This is a genomic window from Stenotrophomonas maltophilia group sp. SKK55 (assembly GCF_057179845.1).
This window is the reverse complement of record NZ_JBXUHP010000059.1, coordinates 276266-299872: the sequence shown is the minus strand read 5'-3', so window position 1 is coordinate 299872 and position 23607 is coordinate 276266. Positions and strand designations below refer to the sequence as shown.

At 68.4% G+C, this 23607-nt stretch carries 24 protein-coding genes; 10 read left to right on the top strand and 14 right to left on the bottom strand.

Going from position 1 to position 23607, the window contains the following annotated elements; genetic code table 11:
- The first annotated feature begins 200 nt into the window (after window positions 1-200).
- On the top strand, window positions 201-1049 hold the full coding sequence (gene fdhD, locus AC2A1N_RS19420; RefSeq protein WP_061479401.1) for a formate dehydrogenase accessory sulfurtransferase FdhD: 849 nt from the start codon (window positions 201-203) through the stop codon (window positions 1047-1049).
- Between the two features lie 38 nt (window positions 1050-1087).
- Here fdhD and AC2A1N_RS19415 read toward each other — a convergent pair whose 3' ends face one another.
- Window positions 1088-1624 (bottom strand): carboxymuconolactone decarboxylase family protein, encoded by a 537-nt coding sequence (locus AC2A1N_RS19415; RefSeq protein ID WP_061479402.1) that lies wholly within the window; start codon window positions 1622-1624, stop codon window positions 1088-1090.
- A gap of 106 nt (window positions 1625-1730) precedes the next feature.
- On the opposite strand from AC2A1N_RS19415, the gene AC2A1N_RS19410 reads away from it, so the two are divergent.
- On the top strand, window positions 1731-2609 hold the full coding sequence (locus tag AC2A1N_RS19410) for an AraC family transcriptional regulator (RefSeq protein ID WP_061479403.1): 879 nt from the start codon (window positions 1731-1733) through the stop codon (window positions 2607-2609).
- Window positions 2610-2737: 128 nt separating this feature from the next.
- Here AC2A1N_RS19410 and AC2A1N_RS19405 read toward each other — a convergent pair whose 3' ends face one another.
- From AC2A1N_RS19405 to AC2A1N_RS19370, 8 genes are all read right to left on the bottom strand, one after another.
- The gene (locus AC2A1N_RS19405) at window positions 2738-3295 is read right to left on the bottom strand and encodes a TetR/AcrR family transcriptional regulator (RefSeq protein ID WP_061479404.1); all 558 of its coding nucleotides are present in this window, start codon (window positions 3293-3295) and stop codon (window positions 2738-2740) included.
- A gap of 4 nt (window positions 3296-3299) precedes the next feature.
- Entirely contained in the window at window positions 3300-4832 is a 1533-nt protein-coding gene (locus tag AC2A1N_RS19400) for an MFS transporter (protein WP_061479405.1), read from the bottom strand.
- 148 nt (window positions 4833-4980) lie between these two features.
- Window positions 4981-5721, bottom strand: coding sequence for a hypothetical protein (locus tag AC2A1N_RS19395; protein ID WP_061479406.1), 741 nt, complete (start codon window positions 5719-5721; stop codon window positions 4981-4983).
- The gene (locus tag AC2A1N_RS19390) at window positions 5721-6341 is read right to left on the bottom strand and encodes a DUF3299 domain-containing protein (protein ID WP_061479407.1); all 621 of its coding nucleotides are present in this window, start codon (window positions 6339-6341) and stop codon (window positions 5721-5723) included. The genes AC2A1N_RS19395 and AC2A1N_RS19390 overlap by 1 nt, the downstream gene beginning before the upstream one ends.
- Complete coding sequence (locus AC2A1N_RS19385; protein ID WP_061479408.1) at window positions 6331-6882, bottom strand: DUF3299 domain-containing protein; 552 nt, start codon at window positions 6880-6882, stop codon at window positions 6331-6333. The genes AC2A1N_RS19390 and AC2A1N_RS19385 overlap by 11 nt, the downstream gene beginning before the upstream one ends.
- A gap of 2 nt (window positions 6883-6884) precedes the next feature.
- On the bottom strand, window positions 6885-8138 hold the full coding sequence (locus tag AC2A1N_RS19380; RefSeq protein WP_061479409.1) for an ABC transporter permease: 1254 nt from the start codon (window positions 8136-8138) through the stop codon (window positions 6885-6887).
- Window positions 8131-8826, bottom strand: coding sequence for an ATP-binding cassette domain-containing protein (locus AC2A1N_RS19375; protein WP_061479410.1), 696 nt, complete (start codon window positions 8824-8826; stop codon window positions 8131-8133). The genes AC2A1N_RS19380 and AC2A1N_RS19375 overlap by 8 nt, the downstream gene beginning before the upstream one ends.
- The gene (locus AC2A1N_RS19370; protein WP_061479411.1) at window positions 8823-9356 is read right to left on the bottom strand and encodes a ZrgA family zinc uptake protein; all 534 of its coding nucleotides are present in this window, start codon (window positions 9354-9356) and stop codon (window positions 8823-8825) included. The genes AC2A1N_RS19375 and AC2A1N_RS19370 overlap by 4 nt, the downstream gene beginning before the upstream one ends.
- Window positions 9357-9388: 32 nt before the next feature.
- Between AC2A1N_RS19370 and AC2A1N_RS19365 the strand changes: the two genes are divergently transcribed.
- On the top strand, window positions 9389-9865 hold the full coding sequence (locus AC2A1N_RS19365) for a MerC domain-containing protein (protein ID WP_061479412.1): 477 nt from the start codon (window positions 9389-9391) through the stop codon (window positions 9863-9865).
- A 73-nt stretch (window positions 9866-9938) separates the two neighbouring features.
- Here the strand turns inward: AC2A1N_RS19365 and AC2A1N_RS19360 are convergent, their stop codons facing one another.
- Window positions 9939-10841, bottom strand: coding sequence for a LysR family transcriptional regulator (locus AC2A1N_RS19360; RefSeq protein ID WP_061479413.1), 903 nt, complete (start codon window positions 10839-10841; stop codon window positions 9939-9941).
- A gap of 118 nt (window positions 10842-10959) precedes the next feature.
- On the opposite strand from AC2A1N_RS19360, the gene dkgB reads away from it, so the two are divergent.
- Genes dkgB through AC2A1N_RS19340 form a run of 4 tightly spaced genes read left to right on the top strand, consistent with a single transcriptional unit; the run spans window position 10960 to window position 14000 of the window.
- Window positions 10960-11763 (top strand): 2,5-didehydrogluconate reductase DkgB, encoded by an 804-nt coding sequence (gene dkgB / locus AC2A1N_RS19355; protein WP_061479414.1) that lies wholly within the window; start codon window positions 10960-10962, stop codon window positions 11761-11763.
- Between the two features lie 11 nt (window positions 11764-11774).
- Window positions 11775-12722 (top strand): TIGR03571 family LLM class oxidoreductase, encoded by a 948-nt coding sequence (locus AC2A1N_RS19350; protein ID WP_061479415.1) that lies wholly within the window; start codon window positions 11775-11777, stop codon window positions 12720-12722.
- A 19-nt stretch (window positions 12723-12741) separates the two neighbouring features.
- Entirely contained in the window at window positions 12742-13680 is a 939-nt protein-coding gene (locus AC2A1N_RS19345) for a cyclase family protein (RefSeq protein ID WP_082783332.1), read from the top strand.
- Complete coding sequence (locus AC2A1N_RS19340) at window positions 13677-14000, top strand: MoaF-related domain-containing protein (protein WP_061479416.1); 324 nt, start codon at window positions 13677-13679, stop codon at window positions 13998-14000. The genes AC2A1N_RS19345 and AC2A1N_RS19340 overlap by 4 nt, the downstream gene beginning before the upstream one ends.
- A 19-nt stretch (window positions 14001-14019) precedes the next feature.
- On the opposite strand, the gene AC2A1N_RS19335 is transcribed toward AC2A1N_RS19340, so the two are convergent.
- Window positions 14020-14973, bottom strand: coding sequence for a LysR family transcriptional regulator (locus AC2A1N_RS19335; RefSeq protein ID WP_061479417.1), 954 nt, complete (start codon window positions 14971-14973; stop codon window positions 14020-14022).
- A gap of 105 nt (window positions 14974-15078) precedes the next feature.
- On the opposite strand from AC2A1N_RS19335, the gene AC2A1N_RS19330 reads away from it, so the two are divergent.
- Window positions 15079-15822, top strand: coding sequence for an SDR family oxidoreductase (locus AC2A1N_RS19330; RefSeq protein WP_061479418.1), 744 nt, complete (start codon window positions 15079-15081; stop codon window positions 15820-15822).
- A gap of 139 nt (window positions 15823-15961) precedes the next feature.
- On the opposite strand, the gene AC2A1N_RS19325 is transcribed toward AC2A1N_RS19330, so the two are convergent.
- The 3 genes from AC2A1N_RS19325 to AC2A1N_RS19315 are packed head-to-tail and all read right to left on the bottom strand — an operon-like array spanning window position 15962 to window position 21452.
- The gene (locus AC2A1N_RS19325) at window positions 15962-19039 is read right to left on the bottom strand and encodes an efflux RND transporter permease subunit (RefSeq protein ID WP_242890811.1); all 3078 of its coding nucleotides are present in this window, start codon (window positions 19037-19039) and stop codon (window positions 15962-15964) included.
- Window positions 19036-20208 (bottom strand): efflux RND transporter periplasmic adaptor subunit, encoded by a 1173-nt coding sequence (locus AC2A1N_RS19320; protein ID WP_231352133.1) that lies wholly within the window; start codon window positions 20206-20208, stop codon window positions 19036-19038. Before AC2A1N_RS19320 ends, AC2A1N_RS19325 begins: the two co-directional genes overlap by 4 nt.
- Entirely contained in the window at window positions 20208-21452 is a 1245-nt protein-coding gene (locus AC2A1N_RS19315; RefSeq protein WP_278252395.1) for a TolC family protein, read from the bottom strand. The genes AC2A1N_RS19320 and AC2A1N_RS19315 overlap by 1 nt, the downstream gene beginning before the upstream one ends.
- Window positions 21453-21514: 62 nt before the next feature.
- Here AC2A1N_RS19315 and AC2A1N_RS19310 point away from each other — a divergent pair, with 62 nt between their 5' ends.
- Both AC2A1N_RS19310 and AC2A1N_RS19305 read left to right on the top strand, forming a co-directional pair.
- Window positions 21515-22189, top strand: a complete 675-nt coding sequence (locus AC2A1N_RS19310; protein WP_049411549.1) for a response regulator — start codon at window positions 21515-21517, stop codon at window positions 22187-22189.
- Complete coding sequence (locus AC2A1N_RS19305) at window positions 22182-23555, top strand: sensor histidine kinase (protein WP_242890807.1); 1374 nt, start codon at window positions 22182-22184, stop codon at window positions 23553-23555. The genes AC2A1N_RS19310 and AC2A1N_RS19305 overlap by 8 nt, the downstream gene beginning before the upstream one ends.
- Window positions 23556-23607 lie beyond the last annotated feature (52 nt).

Sequence of the window (23607 nt, the reverse complement as noted above, 5' to 3'; positions counted from 1 at the left end):
GCCGGCGGGCGGTCGTTTCGGCTGCGCAGCAAGCCCCACAGTCAAGCACGGCCCACGCCGCTTCGCCAGAGGGCACTGGCTGTTTTCAGCACAACCTGCCAGGGCAACGGTTACAGCCGCGTCTGTACGCGACCACTGCGCTATCCTCGAAACCGCAGGCGGTGGCCCGCCCGCGTTTCCCCCTTGCCCGGACGCGCTGCATGCCTTATTCGATCCCGCCGCACATCCCGCCTGCCGGCACCGCCCAGCGCCCCTTGCAGCGCTGGCGCGGCGGCAGGCAACAGCAGCAGGTCGACATGGTGGCCGAAGAAGTGCCGGTGGCGCTGCGTTACAACGATGCCCCCTTTGCAGTGATGATGGCCACCCCGTGCGACCTGGAAGACTTCGCGCTCGGGTTCTCGCTCAGCGAGGGCCTGATCGACACGCCCTCGCAGCTGCTGTCGATCGAGATCCGCCCGCAGCTGGAAGGCATCGAATTACAGATGACCGTGGCCGAGGAGGCATCCGGTGCCGACCTGGACCCGGCCAATGGACGCCTGCTGCCCGGCCGTGGTGGCTGTGGCCTGTGCGGCACGCGCCAGCTGGAGGAAGTGCTGCGCCCACTACCGCAGGTCCGCGAACGACGCAGCTATGCCGCCGCCGCTCTGCAGCGCGCGGTGGCCACGCTGGCGCAGCACCAGCCGATGAATGCGGTGAGCGGCTCCATCCACGCCGCCGCCTGGGCCGATGCCAGTGGGCGCATCGGCTGGGTCCGCGAGGACGTCGGCCGCCACAACGCGCTGGACAAGCTGATCGGCGCGCTGCACCACAACGAACACACCATTGAAGGCGGCCTGCTGGTGATTTCCAGCCGGGCCAGCTACGAAATGGTCAGCAAGGCGGTGCGCGCCGGTGCCAGCGTGCTGGCTGCAGTCTCGGCACCGACCGCATTGGCGATCGACCTGGCCCGCAGCGCCGGCCTGTGCCTGGTCGGGTTCGCGCGGGAGAGCGGGTTCAATGTGTATACCCATCCGGAGCGGCTGCAGGCGGACGACGGCCACGCCCGCTGAAGATGGCCGGGAGCACAGCGCCCCCGGCCCGGTAGACCTCAGCGCAGCGCGACCTTCGGGAAGTCCACCGGCACGTCGAACGCGACGTTGACGTAGTTGGTGAACAGGTTGAGCGCCACATGCGCGATGATCTCCACGATCTGCTCATCGTCGAAGCCGGCCGCGCGCAGCGCCTGCACATCGCTGTCGGCAATCTGCGCACGCTGCTCGACCACCTTCAGCGCGAAATCCAGGGCAGCGGCAGTCGCAGGGTCACTGGACTGGCCGATCTGTGCGGCAGCCATCCGCTCGCTGCTGGCGCCGGCCTTGCGGCCCAGTGCCGTGTGCGCGGCCAGGCAGTACTCGCAGGCATTGCGGTTGGCAATGGCCACGGCGATCTGCTCGCCCAGCAGCGGCGACAGGCGACCGCCACCGAGTGCGCCGAACGAACCCCACATGCTCTTCAGGGCGGCCGGCGAGTTGGCCACGGCGCGGAACATGGCCGGGGTGGCGCCGAAAGCGGCGTGGACCTGGCCCAGCAGGACCTGGCGGTCGGCGGTGGTGTTGGCGGCATCGATCAGAGGGACACGGGACAGGGTGGATCTCCTTGGGAAAGCGCCCGGGATTGGACGACCCGCTCATCCTAGGGAGACTCTCCGGACGCATCAGTCGTAATTCGCCACACATGTTGTCCATACGTCCATGAGCATGCCCGCCGCCCCTGCGCCAGATCGCCTCTCCTCCCTGCTGGAACGCTTCCGGGTGCAGGCGGCGCTGTTCCACAGTGGCCCGCTGTGCGGGCAGCATGTCTTCGAGCCGCAGCCCGGTCGTGCGTTCCTGCACATCCTGCGCCAGGGTGAAATGGAAGTCCGCCATCCCGACGGCGATATCGCGCTGCCCCGGCTGAAGATCGACACACCCAGCCTGCTGCTGTACCCGCAGCCGCTGCACCATGTGTTCTTCAACGCGCCGCTGGATGGCCCGGATTTCACCTGCGCCACGCTGGATTTCGATGGCGGTGCGCGCAATCCGATCGTGCAGTCGCTGCCACCGGTGATGGTGGTGCCGCTGGCGGCCATCGGCGAACTGGATGACACCCTGCAGCTGCTGTTTGCCGAGGCCGATCGCCAGCGCTGCGGTTCACGGCTGCTGACCAACCGCCTGTTCGAGGTAGCGCTGATCCAGATCCTGCGCTGGGTGGTCGATCATCCGGATGCAGCGGGCGTCAGCCATGGGCTGATGCGCGGGCTGTCCGATGCGCGGCTGGCTCGTACGCTGGTGGCGATGCACCAGGCGCCGCAGGACGAATGGACGCTGCCGCGCATGGCCGCGACCGCCGGCATGTCGCGCAGTGCGTTCGCGGCCGTGTTCAAGGAGGTGATGCAGGCGACGCCGGCCGCTTATCTGCTGGACTGGCGGCTGAGCCTGGCCTGCGCGCAGCTGCGGGCCGGCGTGGCGGTCAAGCAGGTGGCGATCGAGGTGGGGTTTGCCGATACCGCGTCACTGTCGAAGGCGTTCCGCAAGCGGCTGGGGGCATCGCCCAGGGCGTGGCTGGCCGCGAGCGCCACGCAGGCTCGGTAAATGCGTCAGGGTAGGGTCGGCCGCTGGCCGACCATCGCGCAAAGCGCGGGGTTTTCATGGCTTGGCCGCAGAGCAGCCGACCCGCGGTCGGCTCTACCACGGGCGATGTCTGCGCGCCGGCCGGCCGCTCAACTGGACGTGCCGTCAGACTTTGCCAGCAGCCCGGCGATGCGCTCGGCCACCTGGGCACGTACGCCTTCATCCAGCTGCCCTTCGTACATCGCCTCGTAGATCCACAGGCCGTCGGCGGCCAGGCGTGCCACGAAATTGTCGAGCGTCGTCGGATCCACATTCCCGGCCTCCGGCGCGGACGGTGCCCAGCGCTGAACCGCCGGGCCCCACGGACGCTCGCCCGCCTCCGGGTCGGCCGATTCGAGCATGAACATCAGTTCGGCACGGGTGGCGCTCTGGGCCGACACGCGCACGAAGGTCTGGTAACGCTCCAGCGCCGAGGCTTCGTCCGCACGCTTGCCCAGCAGCGTTTCCATGGACGCCTCCCAGGCCTGCGCCAGGTACTCGTCGATCCCGCGCAGCAGCGCCTCGCGCGAGGGAAAGTGGTACAGCAGGCCGCCGCGGGTCAGCTTGGCCTCGGCCGCCACCGACTCGAAGGTCACCGCACGCACGCCGTCACGATTGATCACGTTGACGGCAGCGTCGAGGATGCGGTCGCGCTTGCTGGTTCTCATGGCGTCATTTTACGCGATCGGCGGCGCCCTCACGGCTGCCGGCCCGGCCACGCAGCAGGTGCGCCAGGATCGTCGCGCCCAGCGCCAGTACCGCCGTGATCACCAGCAGCACGCTCTGGTAGCCACGGTCATATGCCGCCGCAGCCAGTGCGAACCAATCACCCTGCCCGCTCGCGCGCGCGGCATGCAGCGCCTGGGTGAAACCCTCGCGGGCAAGCGCGGGCATATCGGCGGAGACCGGCAGGAACGCGCTGTACATCGCTGCGCTCAGGCTGCCCAGCATCGCCACCGCCAACAGGCCACCGAACTCGTAGGACACTTCTTCCACCGACGAGGCCATGCCCGCCCGGTGCGCCGGCACATTGTTGAGGATGGCCGTGGACGCCACCGAGATGGCCGCGCCCATACCGAAGCCGGTGATGGCCATACCGGCGATCACCCAACCGAGGCCGTGCGGGAAGCCGAACGCCACCACGCCGACGCCCAGCGCTCCTGCGGCCAGGCCGCCGCAGATCAGCGGGCGCAGGCCCACCCGGTGCAGGATGCTGCCGCCCAGCAGCGCACTGGGCAGGCTGCCCAGCGCCGCCACTGACACCAGCAGGCCCGCCTGCAGCGGCGTAAAGCCCGCCACCAGCTGGAAGCGCTGGGTGGTGACCAGCTGCAGGCCGGCCATCGCAAACAGGGTGAACACTGCCGACAGCGTGCCGGCCAGGAACGCCGGGTTGCGGAAGATCGCGAAGTCCAGCAGCGGGTACGGCAGCTGATGCTGGCGGCGTGCGAACGCTGCGCCGCTGATGACGGCCAACAGCAGCGCGCCTGCGCCCAGCGCATACGACGGCGGCGTCGCGATCAGCGACTTGATCGCCAGCACCAGGCCGGACAGTGCCGCCAGAGCCAGCAGCGACGAAACCAGGTCCCACGGCCGCGAGGTGTCGCGCTGGCCTTCCGGTGCCAGCAGCAGCGTGGCCACGAACGCGACCACGACCACCGGCACGTTGATCAGGAACACCGAGCCCCACCAGAAATGCTGCAGCAGCCAGCCACCGATGATCGGGCCGAGCGCCGCACCGACGATGGCCACCGAACCCCAAATGGCGATGGCGATGTTGCGTTCGCGCTCTTCGTGGAAGCTCAGGCCGATCAGCGCCAGCGTGGCCGGCATCATCGCGGCCGCGCCGACGGCCAGCAACGCGCGTGCGGCAATCAGCTGCGCTGCGCTGGCTGCGAACGCCGCTGCCAGCGACGCCACGCCGAACACCACCAGGCCGATCAGGAACATGCGGCGGTGGCCGATGCGGTCGCCCAGCGTGCCCGCCCCCAGCAGCAGGCCGGCCATCACCAGTGGATAGGCATTGATGATCCACAGCGCCTGGCCGGCGCTGGCCGAGAGTTCCCCAGTCAGTGTGGGCAGTGCGGTGTAGAGCACCGAGTTATCCAGCGTGACCAGCAGCAGGCCGGCGGCGACGGTGAACAACAGTGCCCAGCGACGGGCACGCGACAGGGCCGGAGCACCGGCCAAGGGCTGGGACAGAGCCATGGGAGAACCTGATGCGGTGAAGTACCACCATAACTATACAGGATATCCGGTATAGTTATGGAAACAGTCTCACTGGTTCAGATTGGGGTCCGGCCAATGTTCATGTTGCCGCGCCGCTCCTGCCGAGTGTGGCCGGTGTCAGGGATCATCACCGGCAGTCTTCCGGCAGCGCGGCGATGGCTGATACCACGGCCGCCTGCATGCCCTGCCCTACGGCCATGTCCAGCTCCCCACCTGTATTCCCATGCTGGCGCCGCAGTTCGTCCTCGCACAGCCCGCGCACCCGCGCCCGGGCATTGGCGCGCAGGCTGCTGCACCGCCAATCGGTGCCACCCAGCGGCAACACCGAATACACCACGCTGTTGCAGGCATTGCCGGCCCGCTGCTGCAACGACACCCCATCAAAATCCCGTGGTTCGCTGCTGCGCTGCGGGTCGAAGTAGCTGTCCGGGAACGTGCGTGCGTACTGTTCGATGTCCACGGCCATGCTGCGCCCACCGGCCAGCGGCATCTGCAGCGGCTGGCCGCACGGCGTCGCATCAGCGCGATGCTGGATGTACTGGTAGATCGGCCGGTCCAGCGATGGGTCCTGCTGGGTCACCGCACTCACCGCCGCCAGCACCGGCAGCGATGCACGATTGGCCATGCGCGCCAACAGACCTGCCTGCGCCGCCTGGCAGCGGTCGCGCACTGTTGCCGCGAGCAGGAACAGCACGTCGTTGCGGAAGGCGTGGTCATCAGCCAGGCGCTGTTCGATGCGCTGGCGGGCATCGGAAGAAGGCGCCGGAAATGCGACCGACGGCGGCGCGGTGGGGGCGTGCTGCCACCACACCAGCAGCACGAGTGCGCCCAGCAGCATCCCCGCAGCAATGATCCAGCGCCGGCGCATCAGTTGTGGATCGCCGTCAGCGTGGCCGCGGCAGCATCGTAGGAGGCGCTGGCGATGTCCGCGTCGAAGCGCTTAACCTGCAGGCGGCCGACAAGCCGGTAGGGATCCCACAGATCGCCCAGCGTGATCGGCGTCGCCAGGGTCACGTGGATGATCTGGTTCGGCGGCGGTGGCGGCACGTGGATGCAGGCACCGTAGAACGGTACGAACAGCAGTTCATCCACCAGGCCGGCATCGTTGGTGCCGAGCGGTACGACGTAGCCATCCAGGTCCACCGCGCGGCCATCGGCAGCATCGACCACCTGCGAAGAACCGAACTGTCTTGCGCGGTCCGGGCTGGAATGATCGATCTGCTGTCCCGGTGGCGTGCCGGAGCCGGTGTCGTCGATCAGCCCGCCCACCCCGTCCATGCCATTGCGTGACAGGCCGATCTGCGGGGGTGGGCGTTGATAGGTCACTTCGTCGGGCCGCAGCGCGTCCCAGCGGTCAATGGGGGCTTCGGCCGTGGCGGAGGGCGCCGGTTTGTCCTGCGGCGTGACCACCACGGCATCGCCGCCCGGCGACGTACAGCCCGCCAGCCACAGGCATCCCAGCATGAGCAAAAGGGGGCTACGGTTCATACGGCCTCAGCTCCGCATCGCGCATGGTGTAGGCCGAGCCGGCCAGATCGTCATCCAGCCGTTCGGCACGCAGGGTGCCGGCCAGGAAGAATGGCGAGTACATGTCCGGCATCTCGATCGGGCGCGGCAGCACCACGTGCACGATCTGGTTCGGCGGCGGCGGCGGCACGTGGATGCAGGCGCCGTAGTACGGCACGAACAGGAATTCGGTCAGCCGCCCGTCCTGCGCATTGGCCAGCGGTACCACGTAGCCTGGCAGGCGCACCGGTCGCTGCAGGACCGTGTCCACCGTGCGGAAGGTGCCGAACTGCGGCATGCGCCGGTTGCCGTTGTGCTCGACCTCCGGGCCCTCGCCCCGCTCCAGCGCGGCCAGTTCGTCCTCGGGCATCATCTGCAACCAGTCCAGCTCCTGCTCTGCCGCAACCGAAGCGTCAGCGCGGTCGACAACCGGCGCAGGTGGCAAGGCCTGCAAACCGGTATCCACCGGCCGCTCACAGGCGGCCAGCGCCAGCACCATCGGCACTACCCGCATCCATCGCATGCTCAGCCTCCCGGTGAAAGGCCATCGGCCAAGGTGCGCCGGTAAGCCAGCAATGCCGGCACCAGCCCGGCCACTGTGCTGATCAGCAGCACCCCCGCCACCCATCCCAGCTCGCGGCCGTCCGGCCACACATGGCTGATCGACAAACCGAAGGTGGCCAGTACCCAGCCGCGCCCGGCAATGCTGGCGACCACCAGCAGCGACAGGGCCAGCACGCACGCCACCGCACTGGTCGCCACCGCTTCCACCACGAGCAGGCCAGCGATGTAACCCGGCCGTGCCCCGGTGGCACGCAGGATGGCCATCTCACGCCGCCGCTCCTGCAGGGTCGAAACCAGCAGCGCCACCAGCGAAACCATGCCCAGCAGCACCACCATCGCACTGATCAGCTGCAACGCACGCTCGGCGGTGCCCAGCGACTGCCATAGCTGCTGCAGCGTCACGCCGGGCAGGATTGCCAGCATCGCCTCGTCCGGGTACTCGTTGATCCTGCGCTGCACCGAGAACGTGGCAATGCGCGAGTTCAAGCCGAGCATGAAGGCGGTGATGCTGGTCGGGGTCAGGTCCAGATGACGCGCCTGCTCGGCGCTGACGCTCTGGCGGCGCAGCTGCACGCCCGAGCGCCAGTCGACATGGATCGCCTCGATGGCCGGCAGCGAGACCAGCAGCGACGAGTCGACCGGCGTGCCCGTGCGCTGCAGGATGCCGGCGACACGGAATGGCTTGTCGGCATGCGTGGCCAGGCTGACCGCGCCGGTGCCGTGCGCCAGCACGATCTCATCGCCGAGGACGACCTTCTGTGCCTGTGCCACCTCGGCACCGATCACCACGTCATACAGGTCATCGAACGGCCGTCCGCTCGCGAACGCAAGCACGTGCCCGGCGCCGTAGCGGTAGTGCTCGAAATAGGCATCGCTGGTACCGACCACGCGGTAGCCACGCCAGGAATCGCCCAGCGAAAGCGGCACCGCCCACTTCACCTGCGGCATTGCGGACAGCGCCTGGTAGGACTGCCAGGACACGTTATTGGTCGGGTCGCCGATATGGAACACTGAGTACAGCAGCAGGTTCACCGGCCCCGAACGCGCACCGACGATCAGGTCGGTACCGGACACGGTGCTGGCGAAGCCTTCGTGTGCTTGCGTGCGCACGCGCTCGACGCCCAGCAACAGCACCACGCTGAGGGTGATGACCAGCACGGTCAGGCCCACGCTCAACGCACGGCTGCGCAGGCTGGCCCAGGCAAGCTCAAGCATGGCCGGCACCTGCCTGGTTGATCTGAGACAGGGCAATCGTGCGGTCGAACAACCGCTCCAGGCTGTCGTCATGGCTGACCACCAGCACCGTGGTGCCGGCCGCCTGGCACTGCGCAGACATCAGCTGCAGGAACGCGGTGGCCGCGTCGCGATCGAGCGCCGAGGTTGGCTCATCTGCCAGCAGCAACGCCGGGCGGCCGATCAGGGCGCGTGCCGCCGCCACGCGCTGCTGCTGGCCAACGCTGAGTGTGCCTGCGCGCCGCTGCATCAGCGCCGGGTCCAGCTGCAGGGCCTGCAGCAGGCGGGTGATCTCGGCATCCACCGGGCCGCTGATGCGCGCGCTGCGCACGCGCGAGAAGCGCAGGCCCAGTGCGATGTTGTCGCGCACACTGAGAAACGGCAGCAGGTTGAACTGCTGGAAGATCACGCCCAGGTGGTCGGCACGGAAGCGGTCGCGTGCGGCGCCACGCATCGCCTGCAGTGCGTGGCCGGCGACCTCCACGCTGCCCTTGCCGGGCAGCAACACGCCCGCCAGCAGGCCCAGCAGCGTGCTCTTCCCGCCACCGCTGATCCCGCGCAGCAGCACGCTGCTGCCCTGCTCAATCCACAGCCGCGGCACATCCAGCACCAGGCGCCGGCCATAGCCGAACTGCACGCCATCCAGCGCGATCACCGGTCGCAGGCTCACGGTGCCAGCACCACGCGCAGATTGTCCGCAGTCAACACGCTGCGGTTCTGGCCACGTCCGGTGGCGCTGTTGACGATCACTTCGTGCAGGCCCGGGAACAGTACGGGCAGGCGCACGACCATGGCCCGCAGCTCGGCCGGCCTGGCGCAGTGGTACTGCAGCGTTGCGCTGAACCCCGCGTGCCGGTGCTGGCCTGGCGGCGGCGCGGCAGCCGACGCATCGAAGCCCTCGGCCTTGGCATCGTTGCCGGAAAGGCGGCAGCCCGCCGCGGTAGGCAGGGTGACCCAGCTGCCGCTCTGCAGCAGCGCAGTCGCACGCGCCAGCGCGGCCTGCTCGGCCGCGTTGGCCGGCGGCCGCTCGAAATCAAGGATGCCGATGCCGGGGGCCTGCAGGGCGAACTCCAGCGTCTGCTGGTCAAGCGCAACATCGACGGTGGCCTGGCCGTGCACATGCGCACCCAACTGGCGGACGTCATGGGCCTGCGCGGTGCTGGCCGCCAGCAGCAGGAAAAGAGCAGCAGAAGACTTCATGGGGGATGCTCCAATTGTTACTATGTAACATTATGGACCACATCCCCACGACGCCCGCAAGGGCCCTGGCCCAGCCGCCACGTTCGGCACGCTGGCACCCCCGCTTCGATCTTGCCGGGGCCTGGCTGTCCCTGGCCTGCGCCGCCCACTGCATCGCCCTGCCCCTGCTGCTGGCCTTCGTGCCGGCCGCGATGATGGCGCTGCGCTCGTTCCAGCATCCCGGCCATGGCGCAATGACATTGCTGCTGATGATGTCGCGCTGGGAATGGCTGTTCGCGCTGCTGGCCTCGTCGCTGGCCTTGGCGAGTACCTCGGCCGGGGTGTATCGGCATCGGTACTGGTGCCCCCTGCGGTTGGCGTGCGTCGGCGCCATCCTGCTGTTGTCGGCCTCGCTGTACCTGCCGTTGAAGGAATCGCTGCTCTGGCACGGCGTGGCGACAGCCAGCGGTGGCGTGCTGCTGGCATGCGCGCATATCGGAAACCGGCGCGCGCTGCACAACCGCCGGTAGTGCCGGTCGCTGGCCGGCAGCGGCGGTGATCCGGCAGATGGGGAAGCCGGCCAGCGGCCGGCTCTACCGATCTTTATTCATCGAACGGGCGCTGGCCGAGCGTCTGCGTCACGTGGTCGACGAAACAGGTGATGCGCGCGGCCAGCGCGGTGTTGCGGTAGTACACCGCATTGATCGGCTGCCGCACGTCCTGCGTCTGTTTGCCGAACAGCTGCACCAGTCGGCCCTCGCGCCGGTCCTGGCGGGTCAGGAAGTCGGACAGGCAGGCGATGCCCAACCCGGCCACCGCCATCTGCCGCAGTGTCTCGCCACTGGATGAAGCGATGGCCGGCGCGATCACGAAAGGCCCGCCATCGGCATCCTGCAGCGGCCATTCGTTCAAGGAGCTGGGCTGGGTGAAGCCCAGCAGGTCGTGCTGGCGCAGCTGCTCCACGCGCGTGGGCGTGCCGTGCCTTCGCAGGTATTCGGGGCTGGCCACCACGCGGATGCGACTGTGGCCGATCGGCCGCGCATGCAGGGTCGAATCGCGCAGCACGCCGATGCGGAACGCCACATCGGTGCGCTTTTCGATCAGGTCGGTGATGCCCTCGTTGGAATTCAACTCCAGCTCTACCTGCGGGTAGCGCTCGCGGAAGCCCTCCAGCAGCGGCACGATCACGTGCAGCATGAACGGCGTGGCGGCGTCCACGCGCAGGCGCCCGACCGGCCGCAGCCGCCGCGCCGCCATCTGTTCCTCGGCCTCGTCCACCGTGGCCAGGATCGTGCGCGCGTACTCCAGGAACGCCGCGCCCTCCTCGGTCAGTTCCAGCCGGCGCGTGGTCCGCCGCAGCAGCGTGGTCTGCAGCTTGTCCTCCAACCGCGCCAAGGTGCGGCTGGTGGCCGAGATGGTCAGCTCCAGCGCCTCGGCCGCCGCCGTGATCGAGCCACCATCGACCACCGCCACGAAGGCCTTCAGCTCATCCAGGGTGGTTTTCATTATTTACCTCGTTGCAAAAGAATTTCCCGTATACACGGCTTAATCAACAAATGTAAAGCGCCCACACTTCGCCCTGTCCCGAGCCCGCCGGCTCTCAACGAAGTCCCTGGAGTCCATCATGAGCGTTCCTTCCTTTGGCGTCGGCACCTTCCGCCTGACCGGCCAGACCGTCATCGACTCGGTGCGCAACGCCCTCGACGTCGGCTACCGTGCGATCGATACGGCGCAGATCTACGGCAACGAAGCCGAGGTCGGCCAGGCCATCGCCGAATCCGGCATCCCGCGCGACCAGCTGTTCCTGACCACCAAGATCTGGGTCGACAACTACGCCGACGACAAGCTGATCCCGAGCCTGCGCGACAGCCTGGCCAAGTTGCGCACCGACTACGTCGACCTGCTGCTGATCCACTGGCCGGCGCCGGGCAATGGCGTTGAACTGCGCGAGTACATGACCGCGCTGGCCGAAACCAAGACGCTGGGCCTGACCCGCCAGATCGGTGTGTCCAACTTCAACATCGAACTGACCCGGCAGGCCATCGAGGTGGTCGGCGTTGGCGAGATCGCCACCAACCAGATCGAACTGAGCCCCTACCTGCAGAATCCGGCACTGACTGCTTTCCTGCAGGACCAGGGCATCACCGTCACCTCCTACATGACCCTGGCCTATGGCAAGGTGCTGAAGGACCCGGTACTGGCCGCCGTCGCCGACAAGCACCAGGCCACCGTAGCCCAGGTCGCGCTGGCGTGGGCGCTGCAACTGGGCTACGCGGTCATCCCGTCGTCGACCAAGCGCGAGAACCTGGCCAGCAACCTGCTCGCCCAGGACCTGCGCCTGGATGCCGACGACATGGCCGCGATCGCCGCGCTTGACCGCAACGGCCGCGAAGTCGATCCGCCGGGCCTGGCCCCGGCTTGGGACTGAGGAGCTTCGCCATGGGCAGTGCGTTGGCGCGGCTGCAGGCCGGGGGTTTCAGCATCGGCATCGAAGCACCGCTGGACAATGACTGGACGCCGCTGGGCGAACAGGCGCGACGCGCCGCGCGACGCCTGCCCGGCGAACCGGACCTGCAGCGCCATGCGGAGCTGGCACGGCTGGCCGACCGTCTCGGCTTCCGTGCGCTGTGGGTACGCGACGTGCCGGTGTACGACCCGGCCTTCGGCGATGCGGCGCAGGTGTTCGAGGTGTTCAGTTACCTCGGCTACCTGGCCGGCATCACCGCGCACATCCTGCTGGGTACCGGTGCGGTGGTGCTGCCGATCCGAGAGCCGTTGCTGACCCTGAAGTCGGCGCGCAGCGTGCAGCGGCTCAGCGGCGACCGCCTGCTGCTGGGCGTGGCCAGCGGCGACCGCCCGGTGGAGTACCCGCTGTTCGGCCGCGACTTCGACAGCCGTGGCAGCCGCTTCCGCGAGCAGATCGCACTGTTGCGCGAAGGCGCCGCCGCGCACCTGCCGCAGGGCCTGGATGTGCTGCCCGCGGATGGCCCGGCCCTGCCGCTTTTCGTGGCCGGCCTGGCCCAGCAGCAACCGGCGTGGATCGGCCAGCACATGGACGGCTGCCTGGCCTACCCGGGCAGGCCACAGGACCATGCGCAACGTGTAGCGGCCTGGCGCGCCGTGGCCGGCAACAAGCCCTATGCCAGCTTCATCCACCTGGACCTGGTGGCCGATGCCAATGCCCCCCTGCAGCGCTGGCGCTTCGGCCTGCGCGGCGGCCGCAACGCCCTGCTGGCCGAACTGCGCGCCATGCAGGCGGCCGGTGTCCACCACATCGGCCTGCAGTTCCGCCGCAACGAACGGCCCCTGGCCGAAACCTTCCACGAAATCGCCGAGTACGTGCTGCCGCACTTCCCGGCCCATGCCGGCGCCGCCGCGGCGGCCTGACCGTTACCGGAGCTTTGCCATGAAGATGAAGACCCTGGCCGCGCTTGCACTGGCTACCCTACCGCTGTCTTTCCAGGCCACCGCCGAGGACTGGTATCCCTCTGCCTATGGCGCGAACGATGAGATCGGCGCGGCCAACCTGCTGACCGCGGATGTGGTCAAGCGCGCGGTCTCGCTGGTCAGGACCGGCAAGACCTATCCGCTGGCGGTGCCGGTGGACAAGAACCTGCCCGCGTTCCGCCATCGCAGCTTCCGCCTGTACAACGTGCAGGTCGGCCAGCAGGCCGGCAGGTCGCTGGGCCCCAACAGGTTCACCTTCAACGATGAACTGGTGAACGCCTGGACCGGCGTTGGCACCCAGCTCAACGGCATCGGCCATATCGGCATCGACAACGTCTACTACAACGGCAACAGGGCCGCCGACTTCGTCACCGTGGACGGCGTGCGCAAGCTCGGCGTCGAGAAGGTGCCGCCGATGGTCACCCGCGGCGTGGTGCTGGACATGACCGCGTACTACGGCAAGGCGATCGTGCCCGGCGGCACCGAGTTCACCGTGGCCGACATCCAGGCCGTGCTGAAGAAGCAGGGCCTGAGCCTGCGCAAGGGCGACGTGGTGCTGTTCAACACCGGCTGGCTGGAACTGATCGGCAAGGACAACACGCAATTCCTGGACGTGGAACCGGGTATCGGCATGGAGGCGGCGAAGTGGCTGGCCGACCAGGGCATCGTCGCCTTCGGTGGCGACACCTGGGCCTCGGAGGTCTACCCGAACCCGAACGGTGCCGAGGAATTTCCGGTCAACCAGTACATGCTGGCCAAGCGCGGCATCTACAACCTGGAGCTGATCGACAGCCGTGCCCTGGTCCGAGACAAGGCCTGGGAATTCCTATTCGTACTCGGCCAACCGCTGTACGTGGGCTCGACCCAGGTCAACATCAACCCGGTGGCGATTCGATGAACGCTGCAACCGACCTGCCCGTGTTCGCTGGCCGGCGCTTCCGCGTCCGCTATGACGGCCTGGCCGCTGACAACATCTACAGCGCCGATGGCCGCCACGTGCAGTACGCCATCGTCTCCGGCGCCTATGCCGGTGCGCAGGGCGAAGCCGCCTGCGAGTGGCAGCAGATCAGCGAAGGGGTCTATGCCATTTCGTGGCAGGAAGCCGATGGCGCATCGGTGGTGCATGTCGATGACTTCGTCGGCGGGCGTTCGCTGGCCTGGTTCACCGCCACCGATGGCAGTTTCCATCGCATGCAGGGGTCGTTGGCAGCGCTGTGATGCCGGCCAGCGGCCGGCACTACCCAAGCAATACCCCACTCTGTTTGACCGGGCCCGGTAGTGCCGGCCGCTGGCCGGCAACCTCGGCCTGGTCGAACACCCCAGCCACCCAGTCGATGAACACCCGCAACCGCGGCGACGGCGTGCGGTTGCGCGGGTAGACCAGGCTCAACGGGCTTGGCGTCGGCGGCGCATCAGGCAGCAGCTCGACCAGCTGCCCGCGCGCGATGTACGGGTCCATCCGGTAGCGCGGCGCCTGGATGATGCCCAGGCCTGCCAGCGCGGCACCGAGGAACGCATCCGCGCCGGACACACGCACCCGCGCCGGCAGCGGCAGGTAACGCACCTGCCCGCGCTGCTGGAACTCCAGGGGAATCAGCTGGCCGGTGGCGCTGGAGCGATAGCCAACCATTTCATGCCCGTCCAGCAGTGACTCGATGCTGCCTGGGACGCCCTTGGCCTGCAGGTAGCCCGGCGCGGCCACCGTCACCTCGCGCAGCATCGTCAACCGGCGCGCCGCCAGATCGCTGTCGGCCAGCGTCCCCACCCGCAACGCCGCATCCACGCCTTCGCTCAGCAGATCGACATAGCGGTCGCCTTCGCTGACGTCCAGTTCGATCTCCGGGTAGCGCTGCAGGAAGTCCGGCAGCTGCGGAAACAGCAGGTGCCGGCCCAGCGTGCCGTGCACTTCAATGCGCAACGGGCCGCGCGGCGGCGCGTCACGGAACGCGGCCTCGGCATCGTCCATGTCGGCGATCAGGCGCAGGCATCGCCCGTAGAAGGCTTCGCCTTCCAGCGTCGGCACCACCTGCCGCGTGGTCCGGTGCAGCAGGCGCACGCCCAGCCGCTGTTCCAGCGCCTTGATCGCGTCGGTCACCGTGGCGCGCGGCAGCCCGAGGTCCTCGGAGGCCCGGGTGAAGCTGCGGCGCTCGACGATACGGACGAAGGCGCGCATGGCCGTGAAGCGGTCCATTGTTCGGCTATCCGGATGATGTAGGCGGATTATGCAGGATTATCCGAACGTGCGATGGCGCGAAGATGGCCCTGCGTCGCTCCGGCGTGCCCAGTGGAAGCCACCATGACCCTCTCCCCCGCCCGCTCTGTCGCCCTGGTCACCGGCGGCTCCCGTGGCATCGGCGCCGCCATCTCCCGCCGGCTCGCCGCCGACGGCCACGCGGTCGCGATCAACTATGCGGGCCGCCGCGGCGACGCCGAAGCCTTGGCGGCCGAACTCGGCGCAGCCGGCGCGCAGGCCATTGCGCTTCAGGCCGATGTCGCCGATCCGCAGGCGGTGCGGCAGCTGTTCGACGCCATCGAAGTCCGCTTCGGCGGCATCGACGTGGTGGTCAACAGCGCGGGCGTACTGCAGTTGGCACCATTGGCCGACACCGACGATGCCCTGTTCGAGCGGGTGATCGGCATCAACCTCAAGGGCGCCTTCAATGTGCTGCGCGAAAGTGCACGACGGGTGCGCGACGCCGGGCGCATCGTCACGCTGTCCACCAGCGTGGTCGGGACCCGGCTGGAGAACTACAGCGTGTATGCGGCCAGCAAGTCGGCGGTGGAGACGATGGGCGCGATCCTCAGCAAGGAGCTGCGCGGGCGCAACATCACCGTGAACGCCGTGGCGCCGGGCCCGACCGCTACCGAGCTGTTCCTGGATGGAAAATCGCCGGAGCTGATCGAGCGGCTGGCGAAGATGCCCCCCCTGGAGCGGCTGGGTACGCCAGAGGACATCGCCGGTGCGGTGGCCTTCCTGGCCGGTGCCGATGGCGGATGGATCAATGGCCAGGTACTGCGCGCCAACGGTGGGATGGTGTAGGTCGCGCGGACGGCATCCACGCATGGCGTGGATCGCATCTGCGCGTGGCTCGGGGATTCGGTAGCGCCGAGCCTACGCTCGGCTGCTCTTCGCGCGAAGGCCAGACGCATCCGAGCGTGGGCTCGGCTCTACAGTTGGGTCAGGCGCTACGGTCCTCGCGGCGCCGGTGTACCCAGTAGTACAGCGTGGGCAGTACCAGCAGGGTCAGCAGCATCGCCGACAGCAGGCCACCGATCACCACCACAGCCAGCGGCTTCTGGGTCTCGGCACCGATCGCATGCGAGGTCGCCATCGGCAGCAAACCGAACATCGCCAGCAGCGCGGTCATCAGCACCGTGCGCAGGCGCTGCAGCGAGCCCTGCACCACGGATTGCAGCAGGTCCATGCCCTGCTCGCGCAGCTGGGCGAAGCGACTGAGCATCACCACCCCGTTCAGTACCGCCTGCCCGAACAACGCGATGAACCCGATCGCCGCCGACACCGACAGAGGGATGCCGGTCAACCACAAGGCCAGGATGCCGCCGATCATCGCCAGCGGCACGTTGGCCAGGATCAGCGCCGCGCTGCTGATGTCCTTGAAGGCATCGAACAGCAGCACGAAGATGATCAGCACCGACAGCGGAATCACCCAGCCCAACCGCTTCATCGCACGCTGCTGGTTCTCGAACTCGCCGGACCACTCCAGCCGGTAGCCTTCCGGCAGCTGCACGCTGGCCTCCACGCGCTTGCGCATGTCGGCCACCACGCTGCCCATGTCACGCCCGGCGATGAAGATGCTCACTGCCTTCACCCGCTGTGCGTTCTCGCGCGAGATGTTGATCGCGCCGCTGGCCATGCGGAAGTCGGCCACGTCGGACAATGTCACCGTGTGCCCATCGCCGATGCCGACCGGGACCGTGCGCAGCCGCTGCAGGTCACGATCAGCATCGTCCAGGCGCAGGGTGATCGGGAACCTGCGGTCACCCTCCCACAGCTCGCCGACCTGGCGCCCGCCCAGTGCAGTCTCGATCACCGCGTCGATGTCGCGCACGTTCAAGCCATAGCGCGCGGCGCGGTCGCGGTCGATGTCGATCTGCAACTGCGGCAGCGAACCGTCGCGATCGATGAACGCGCTTTCCACGCCGTCCACCGCACGCACCTGGGCCAGGATCGCCTGCGCCTGCTGGTTCAGCACGTCCAGATCCGAGCCACTCACCTTGATCACCACCTGACCCTTGATCTGCGAGATGCTCTCCAGGATGTTGTCGCGCACCGGCTGCGAGATCGAGAACTCCGGCCCTGGAATGCGCTGCTCCAGCGTGCGCTGCAGATCGCTCACCAGCTGCCGCTTGTCCACGCCCTTCGGCCACTCTTCCTCCGGCTTCAACGCCACCAGCGCCTCGATCTGGTTGGCACCCTTGGCATCGGAGCCATCCTCCGGGCGCCCGAGCTTGGCCACCACCGTCGATACCTGCGGGAAGGTGCCGACCAGCTCGCGGATGCGCCGCGACTGCTGCTGCGCCTCGGCCAGGCTGGTGCTCGGGTCGAGCGTTGCGGTCAGCCAGATCGATCCTTCGTCCAGCTCGGGCAGGAACTCCGAACCCAACCTTGTGCCCAGCGCCAGCGTGCCGACCAGCAGCGCAACCGCAGTCAGCACCACCGCACGCGGGCGGGCCAGTGCGCGTTCCAGGATCGGCTTGTACCAGCCGGTCAGGCGGTCCATCAGTGGATTGCCGTCGCGCATGCGGTCGCGCCGCAGCCACCAGTAGCAGAACAACGGCACCACGGTCAGCGCCAGGATCAGCGCGCCGATCAATGCCGAGGTCACCGAGTACGCCATCGGCGCGAACATGCGGCCTTCCTGGCGCTGCAGGGTGAAGATCGGGATGTGCGCGGCGATGATGATCAGCATCGAGAAGAACGTCGGCCGGCCCACTTCCGACGCTGCCGAAAGAATGGTCGAGAACCGTGTCTTACGGTCGGCCGCAGGTGGCAGCTTCGACAATCGCGAGACGATGTGCTCGGTCACGATCACCGCGCCATCGATGATGATGCCGAAGTCCATCGCCCCCAGCGACAGCAGGTTGGCCGGCACGCCCCACAGATGCAGGCCGAGGAAGGTCGACAGCAGCGCAAGCGGCATCATCGCCGCCACGATCAGTGCGGCGCGGGCGTTGTACAGGAACAGCCACAGCACCAGGAACACCAGCACCGCGCCTTCCAGCAGGTTGCGGAAGACGGTTTTCAGCGTGGTCGAGACCAGCCACGAGCGGTCGTAGAACGGCTCGATGCTGACCCCGTGCGGCAGCTGGTTGGCTTCGATCTCCGCGATGCGCGCATGCAGGGCGTCGAGCACGTCGGACGGATTCTCGCCCTTGCGCATCAGCACCATGCCGAACACCGCATCGTCATTGTCGTCCTGGCCGACCAGGCCCTGCCGGGGCAGGCCGGTGTCGGAAATGCCGGCCAGGTCGCGCACCAGTATTGGCGTGCCCCCGCGCTGCGTAACCACCACGTTGCCGATGTCGGCCGGCGAACGCATCAGGCCTACGCCACGGATCAGGAACTGCTGCTGGCCGCGTTCCACGTAGCCGCCGCCGGCATTCGAGCTGCCCTTCTCCAGCGCCTCGGCGAACTCACCCAGGCTGATGCCGCGGTCACGCAGCTTGTCCAGGTCCGGCTTGACCTGGAAGGTGCGCGCGAAGCCGCCGAAACTGATCACATCGGCCACGCCCGGCACGGTGCGCAGGCTGCGCTCCATCGTCCATTCCTGCACGGTGCGCAACTGGGTCGGCCTCATGTGCGGGCCTTTCAGCACGTACCGGTAGATCTCACCCACCGCCGAACTCATCGCCTCCAGTTCCGGGGTCACCCCTTCCGGCAGCTCCACCCCCTGCAGGCGCTCCAGCACCTGCTGGCGCGCGAAGTAGTCATCGGCCTTGTCGTCGAAGGTCAGGATGATCATCGACAGGCCGAACTGGGTGTGCGAGAACACCCGCACCGAATGCGGAATGCCGGACAGCGCCACTTCCAGCGGCATCGTCACCTCGCGCTCGACCTCTTCGGCGGCGCGGCCCGGGTGCAGCGATACGACCGTCACCTGGGTATCGGACACATCCGGGAAGGCCTCCACCGGCAACACGCGGAACGCAGCAATGCCAGCGCCGATGAACAGCAGCAGCGCCAGCATCACCATCAGTGGCTGGCGCAGGCAATAGGCAATCAGGCGATCGATCATGGGGCGGCGTGCCCCGTGCCGGTGCTGGTGGCTGCCGGCGCGCTATCCACCAGCTGCTGCAGCAGCAGGCCACCCTCGACCACCACCCTGCTGCCCGCCGCCAGGCCTTCACGCACCCACAGGCGGCCGTCACCCAGTTCCTCGGCGTGCACGGCATTGCGCACGAAGCGGCCCTTTGCTTCCTCCACGAACACCACCTGCTTGCCGTCGATCAGCAGCACCGCCGCATCCGGAAGCGAGACACCGCCCTCGGCCGGCAACGCCACCTGCGCACGCACGTACTGGCCGGCCTTGAATGCCCGTGCCCGGTTGTCCAGCTCGGCGCGCGCCTGCACCACGCGGCGCTCGCTGTCGACGAAGTCATCCACGTGCTGCAGAGTCGCCTGCAGCGGCCGTCCATCGGCGCCGGCCAGGCTCACCTGCATGCCCGCCCTCAAGCGCCCTGCCTGGCTCTCGGGAACATCCAGCAGCAACCACAAGCGGTCCGGATCGCCAATCACTGCCAACGGCTGTTCGCTGTCGGGGCTGACCGCCATGCCCGGGCTCATCCGCCGTTCCACCAGCACGCCGTCGATGGGGGCGCGCAGCGGCAGGCGCTGGTCGACGTGCAGGCCATTGCCATACGCCTTGGCGAAGGCGGTCGCACGCGCGTGATCGGCCTGGCTGCCGGCAAAGTTGGCCTCGGCCTCGTCCAGTTCACGGCCCGATGCCACACCCGCCGCATGCAGCTCGCGGGTGCGATCCAGTTCCCTGCGGGCCTGTTGCAGTTCGGCGCGGCCGCGCACGCCGTCGGCCTGGGCCTGGCCGAACTCGGGCGAAGTGATCCAGGCGATCACCTGGCCCGCCTTCACTTTCTGCCCCGGCTGCGCATCGATACGCGCCACCTGCCCCGCCAATGGCGTGCGCAGTGCACTGGAGCGGGTCTCGTCCCAGGCCACCCGACCCGGCAGCTGCAGGCTGGCGCTGGCGCCGGCGGTCACCGCCTCGCTGCGCAGCACGTCCAGCTGGCGACTGCCGGCCGGAAACTGGATCTGGCCGCCGCTGATCTGCGGCGCGTCCTCGATGTACGAGGCCGGCTCGCGGCCGCAGCCACCCAGCAGCGTCAGCGCCAGCAAGGCCGGCAGCACGGCGTGTCGCGCCCGCAGGCGATGGGCGACAGTGGACTTCATCAGGACTCTCCTTCAGCAACGGATGTGGCCGCTTCCCAGCGCGCCAACGCAATGGCATGGTCGGCACGCGCCTCGATCAGCGCAGCCTCGAAGTCGCGCCAGCTACGGCGCGCATCCAGCAGATCGGTCAGGCTGGCGGCACCGCGGCGGTAGGCCAGTTCGATGCCCCGCACCGCCTTGCGTGAAGCGTCGGACTGCAGCCCTTCATAGTCGCTGCGACGCTGCGCGGCGGACTGCGCGCTGGCCTGCAACTGGTCCAGTTCGGCGCGCGCTTCGCGCTGCAGCACCTGCAGTTCCAGCGCGGCACTGTCACGGTCGGCCTCGGCACGCTGGATCGCGCCGCGTGCACGCGACGGGCCGCCCAGCGGGATGGTCAATGACACACCCCAGGTGACGCCGCTGATGTCGGTCGGCTCGCGTTCGGCTTCCACGCCCAGCTGGACGTCGCGATGGCGCTCGCTGCGCGCCAATGCTACACCGGCATCGGCCGCGGCCAGGCGCGAACGCGCCGCACGCAGATCGGCACGCTGCTGCGGATCGAACGCGCGCGTTGCGGCAACGGCTGCGGGGTCGGGCCAGGGATCATCGGCGCTCAGGTCGCCGCTGTCGTCACGGCCGAGCAGCAGGCCCAGCGCATGCCGCGCATCGCGCAGATCCAGCACTGCCTCGCGCGCCGCGTCGGCCACCGCCAGGTCGTCCACCGCCAGCCGCGCGCGATCGACCGGCGCCATCGCCCCGGTGGCAACCTGCTTGTCGGCTGCCGCCATCTGTTCGGCCGAACTCTGGCGGTTGGCCTCGGCAATCTGCACCCGCTCCTGCGCGCGCTTCAGGCCGAAGTAGGCCTCATGCAGCGCTACCTGCTGCCGGCGCCGGGTATCGAGCATCTCCAGCCCGGCCACTTCCAGCAGTGCATCGGCCTGGCGGATGCGCAATGCGCGCTTGCCACCGCGCTCCCAGGTCCAGCCCAGGCCCAGCGTGCTGTCCACCCGCTTGTCCTGCCAGCGTCCCGGGCCGATGCCGTGCTTCGGGCTGATCTTGCTGCTGCCGATCGACAGCTCGGTGGGCGGGCGCAGCGCGGCGGCCTGCGCGTCGCCCTGCACCCCGCGCAGCTCCAGCGCCGCCGCACGCAGGTCCGGGTTATGCGCTTCCATGGCGCGCTGCGCCTCCTGCAGGGACAGTGCCGATGCCGCAGGTGCGCACAGGAGGGCAGCCAACACAACCGCAAGACAAGGGGAGAAATTCATGCGCGTCACGGTAAGGTGACGCACTTGCGCCAATCTTGCCCCAACCTTGCACGAAGCTTGCAATGCGAATCCTGCTGATCGAAGACGACGCCGCCCTGGCCGATGGACTGATCCGTGCCCTGCAGGGCACGGGTCATCTGTGCGACCACCTCTCGCGCGGACTGCATGCACCCGCTGCACTGGCCAGCGCGCCATATGACGTGATGGTGCTCGACCTTTCATTGCCCGACGTCGATGGCCTCGACCTGCTCTCGCGCCTGCGCAACGACGGTGTGACCCTGCCGGTGCTGATCCTCACTGCGCGCGACGGTGTAGAAGACCGTATCCTCGGCCTCGACCGGGGAGGCGACGACTATCTCGCCAAGCCGTTCGCACTGGGAGAGCTGGAAGCACGCCTGCGTGCGCTGTCACGCCGCCGCAGCGACGCGCCTGCGCAGAAGCGGTTGGGTCGCCTGTGCTTCGACAGCATCCGCAATGAAGTGCAGGTGGACGGCCAGCGCATCGAACTGACCGCCCGCGAGCTGTCGCTGGTCGAGGCACTGATGCAGCATCCTGGCCGCACCGTCACCAAGCAGCGCCTGTTCGACGCGCTGTACAGCTGGGACCACGAGGCCAGCCTGTCGGTGATCGAAGTGCATGTCAGCCGCCTGCGCCGCAAGCTGGAACAGGCGCGTGCCGGCGTCGGCATCCGCATGCTGCGTGGGCTTGGATACCGCTTGGAGGCCGTGGGTGACTGAGCGCGTGCACAGCCTGCGTGGCCTGCTGCTGAGACGCCTGTGGCTGCCACTGCTGGTGCTGCTGCTGTGCAGCGCGGTGGGTTCGTTCGCGCTGGCCCGTTTCTACGCCGGCCAGGTCTACGACCGCTGGCTGCTGGACTCGGCGATGTCGCTGTCCGAGCTGGTGACAGTGCAGGAGGGTCATGCCTCGATCGAGATCACGCCCGCGGTGTCACGTATGTTCAGCTGGGACACCGCCGACGAAGTGCATGGCGAAGTGGTCGATACTGCGGGTGCACGCTTGTATGGCGACCTGGCCGAAGCCCTGCCCCGCCCGGCCACCGCCGCTTCAAGCGACGACGCGGTTTATTACGATGCGCGCCTACGCGGGCAGCCGGTGCGCATGGTCGAAGTCGTGGTCAGCGCCGGGCCCGGCCACGATATCCGGCTGCGCGTGGCCGAGACGCTGCGCAAGCGCCACCGGCTGGAACGCAAGCTGCTGCTGACCAGCATCCCGTTCCAGGCCGCGATCCTGGCACTGGCGGCGTGGCTGGCGTGGTCGGGCACCGGAGCCGCCGCACGCCACGCCAACCTGGTCGCACGGAAGCTGGCCAGCCCCCGCCCGGACCCACTGGCGCCCTTGGAACCCGCACAGGAAGCGCCACGCGAACTGTGGCCGGCGGTGGAAGCCTATAACGCGCTGCTGCACCGGTTGGATGCGATGCAGGCGGCGCAACGGCGCTTCGTCAGCAACGCCGCGCACCAGCTGCGCACGCCGCTTGCTGCGATGCAGGTGGAGCTGGAGAGTTCCCTGCGCCAGCATGATCCACAAGCGCAGCAACTGGCGCTGTCCGGCACGCTGGCCGGGCTGGCGCGGCTGCAGCACCTGGTCAATCAGCTGCTGATGCTCAGCCGCTCGGAAGATCCACAGGGCAGCGCGCTGCCGCTGCGGCCGCTGGACCTGGCCGCGCTGGCGCGTGGCGTGGTCGAGCGTTACGCCGATCGTGCGTTGGCTGCAGGCGTGGATCTGGGTTACGACGGACCCGACGACAGCGTGCAGGTACAGGGCGATCCACAGCTGCTGCGCGAGGCGCTGGGCAACCTGCTGGACAACGCGCTGCGCTATGGCGCCGCGCCCGGAGTGATCACCCTCGGCGTTCGGCAGGAGACCGACGGCGTGCAGGTGGGGGTGGACGATGACGGCGCCGGCATCGCCGAAGCGGAACGCGCGCGCGTCACGGAACGCTTCTACCGGGCCAGCAGCGAGGGCGACGGCTGCGGGCTGGGCCTGGCGATCGTGGCCGAGATCGCGCAACGGCATGGTGCGATGTTGAAGATCGAAACGGCGCCGCTCGGTGGCGCGCGCGTGGGGCTGCGGTTCCGCTGAGCGTTGTTGAATTGCCCTTGTAGAGCCGAGCCCATGCTCGGCTGCTCCTGGC

Bases quoted from the DNA above. Each gene is read 5' to 3' on its own strand.
- fdhD (WP_061479401.1), top strand. From the start codon at position 201: ATGCCTTATTCGATCCCGCCGCACATCCCGCCTGCCGGCACCGCCCAG.
- AC2A1N_RS19410 (WP_061479403.1), top strand. From the start codon at position 1,731: ATGAGCATGCCCGCCGCCCCTGCGCCAGATCGCCTCTCCTCCCTGCTG.
- AC2A1N_RS19405 (WP_061479404.1), bottom strand. From the start codon at position 3,295: ATGAGAACCAGCAAGCGCGACCGCATCCTCGACGCTGCCGTCAACGTG.
- AC2A1N_RS19400 (WP_061479405.1), bottom strand. From the start codon at position 4,832: ATGGCTCTGTCCCAGCCCTTGGCCGGTGCTCCGGCCCTGTCGCGTGCC.
- AC2A1N_RS19395 (WP_061479406.1), bottom strand. From the start codon at position 5,721: ATGCGCCGGCGCTGGATCATTGCTGCGGGGATGCTGCTGGGCGCACTC.
- AC2A1N_RS19390 (WP_061479407.1), bottom strand. From the start codon at position 6,341: ATGAACCGTAGCCCCCTTTTGCTCATGCTGGGATGCCTGTGGCTGGCG.
- AC2A1N_RS19385 (WP_061479408.1), bottom strand. From the start codon at position 6,882: ATGCGATGGATGCGGGTAGTGCCGATGGTGCTGGCGCTGGCCGCCTGT.
- AC2A1N_RS19380 (WP_061479409.1), bottom strand. From the start codon at position 8,138: ATGCTTGAGCTTGCCTGGGCCAGCCTGCGCAGCCGTGCGTTGAGCGTG.
- AC2A1N_RS19370 (WP_061479411.1), bottom strand. From the start codon at position 9,356: ATGAAGTCTTCTGCTGCTCTTTTCCTGCTGCTGGCGGCCAGCACCGCG.
- AC2A1N_RS19365 (WP_061479412.1), top strand. From the start codon at position 9,389: ATGGACCACATCCCCACGACGCCCGCAAGGGCCCTGGCCCAGCCGCCA.
- AC2A1N_RS19360 (WP_061479413.1), bottom strand. From the start codon at position 10,841: ATGAAAACCACCCTGGATGAGCTGAAGGCCTTCGTGGCGGTGGTCGAT.
- dkgB (WP_061479414.1), top strand. From the start codon at position 10,960: ATGAGCGTTCCTTCCTTTGGCGTCGGCACCTTCCGCCTGACCGGCCAG.
- AC2A1N_RS19350 (WP_061479415.1), top strand. From the start codon at position 11,775: ATGGGCAGTGCGTTGGCGCGGCTGCAGGCCGGGGGTTTCAGCATCGGC.
- AC2A1N_RS19345 (WP_082783332.1), top strand. From the start codon at position 12,742: ATGAAGATGAAGACCCTGGCCGCGCTTGCACTGGCTACCCTACCGCTG.
- AC2A1N_RS19340 (WP_061479416.1), top strand. From the start codon at position 13,677: ATGAACGCTGCAACCGACCTGCCCGTGTTCGCTGGCCGGCGCTTCCGC.
- AC2A1N_RS19335 (WP_061479417.1), bottom strand. From the start codon at position 14,973: ATGGACCGCTTCACGGCCATGCGCGCCTTCGTCCGTATCGTCGAGCGC.
- AC2A1N_RS19330 (WP_061479418.1), top strand. From the start codon at position 15,079: ATGACCCTCTCCCCCGCCCGCTCTGTCGCCCTGGTCACCGGCGGCTCC.
- AC2A1N_RS19325 (WP_242890811.1), bottom strand. From the start codon at position 19,039: ATGATCGATCGCCTGATTGCCTATTGCCTGCGCCAGCCACTGATGGTG.
- AC2A1N_RS19320 (WP_231352133.1), bottom strand. From the start codon at position 20,208: ATGAAGTCCACTGTCGCCCATCGCCTGCGGGCGCGACACGCCGTGCTG.
- AC2A1N_RS19315 (WP_278252395.1), bottom strand. From the start codon at position 21,452: ATGAATTTCTCCCCTTGTCTTGCGGTTGTGTTGGCTGCCCTCCTGTGC.
- AC2A1N_RS19310 (WP_049411549.1), top strand. From the start codon at position 21,515: ATGCGAATCCTGCTGATCGAAGACGACGCCGCCCTGGCCGATGGACTG.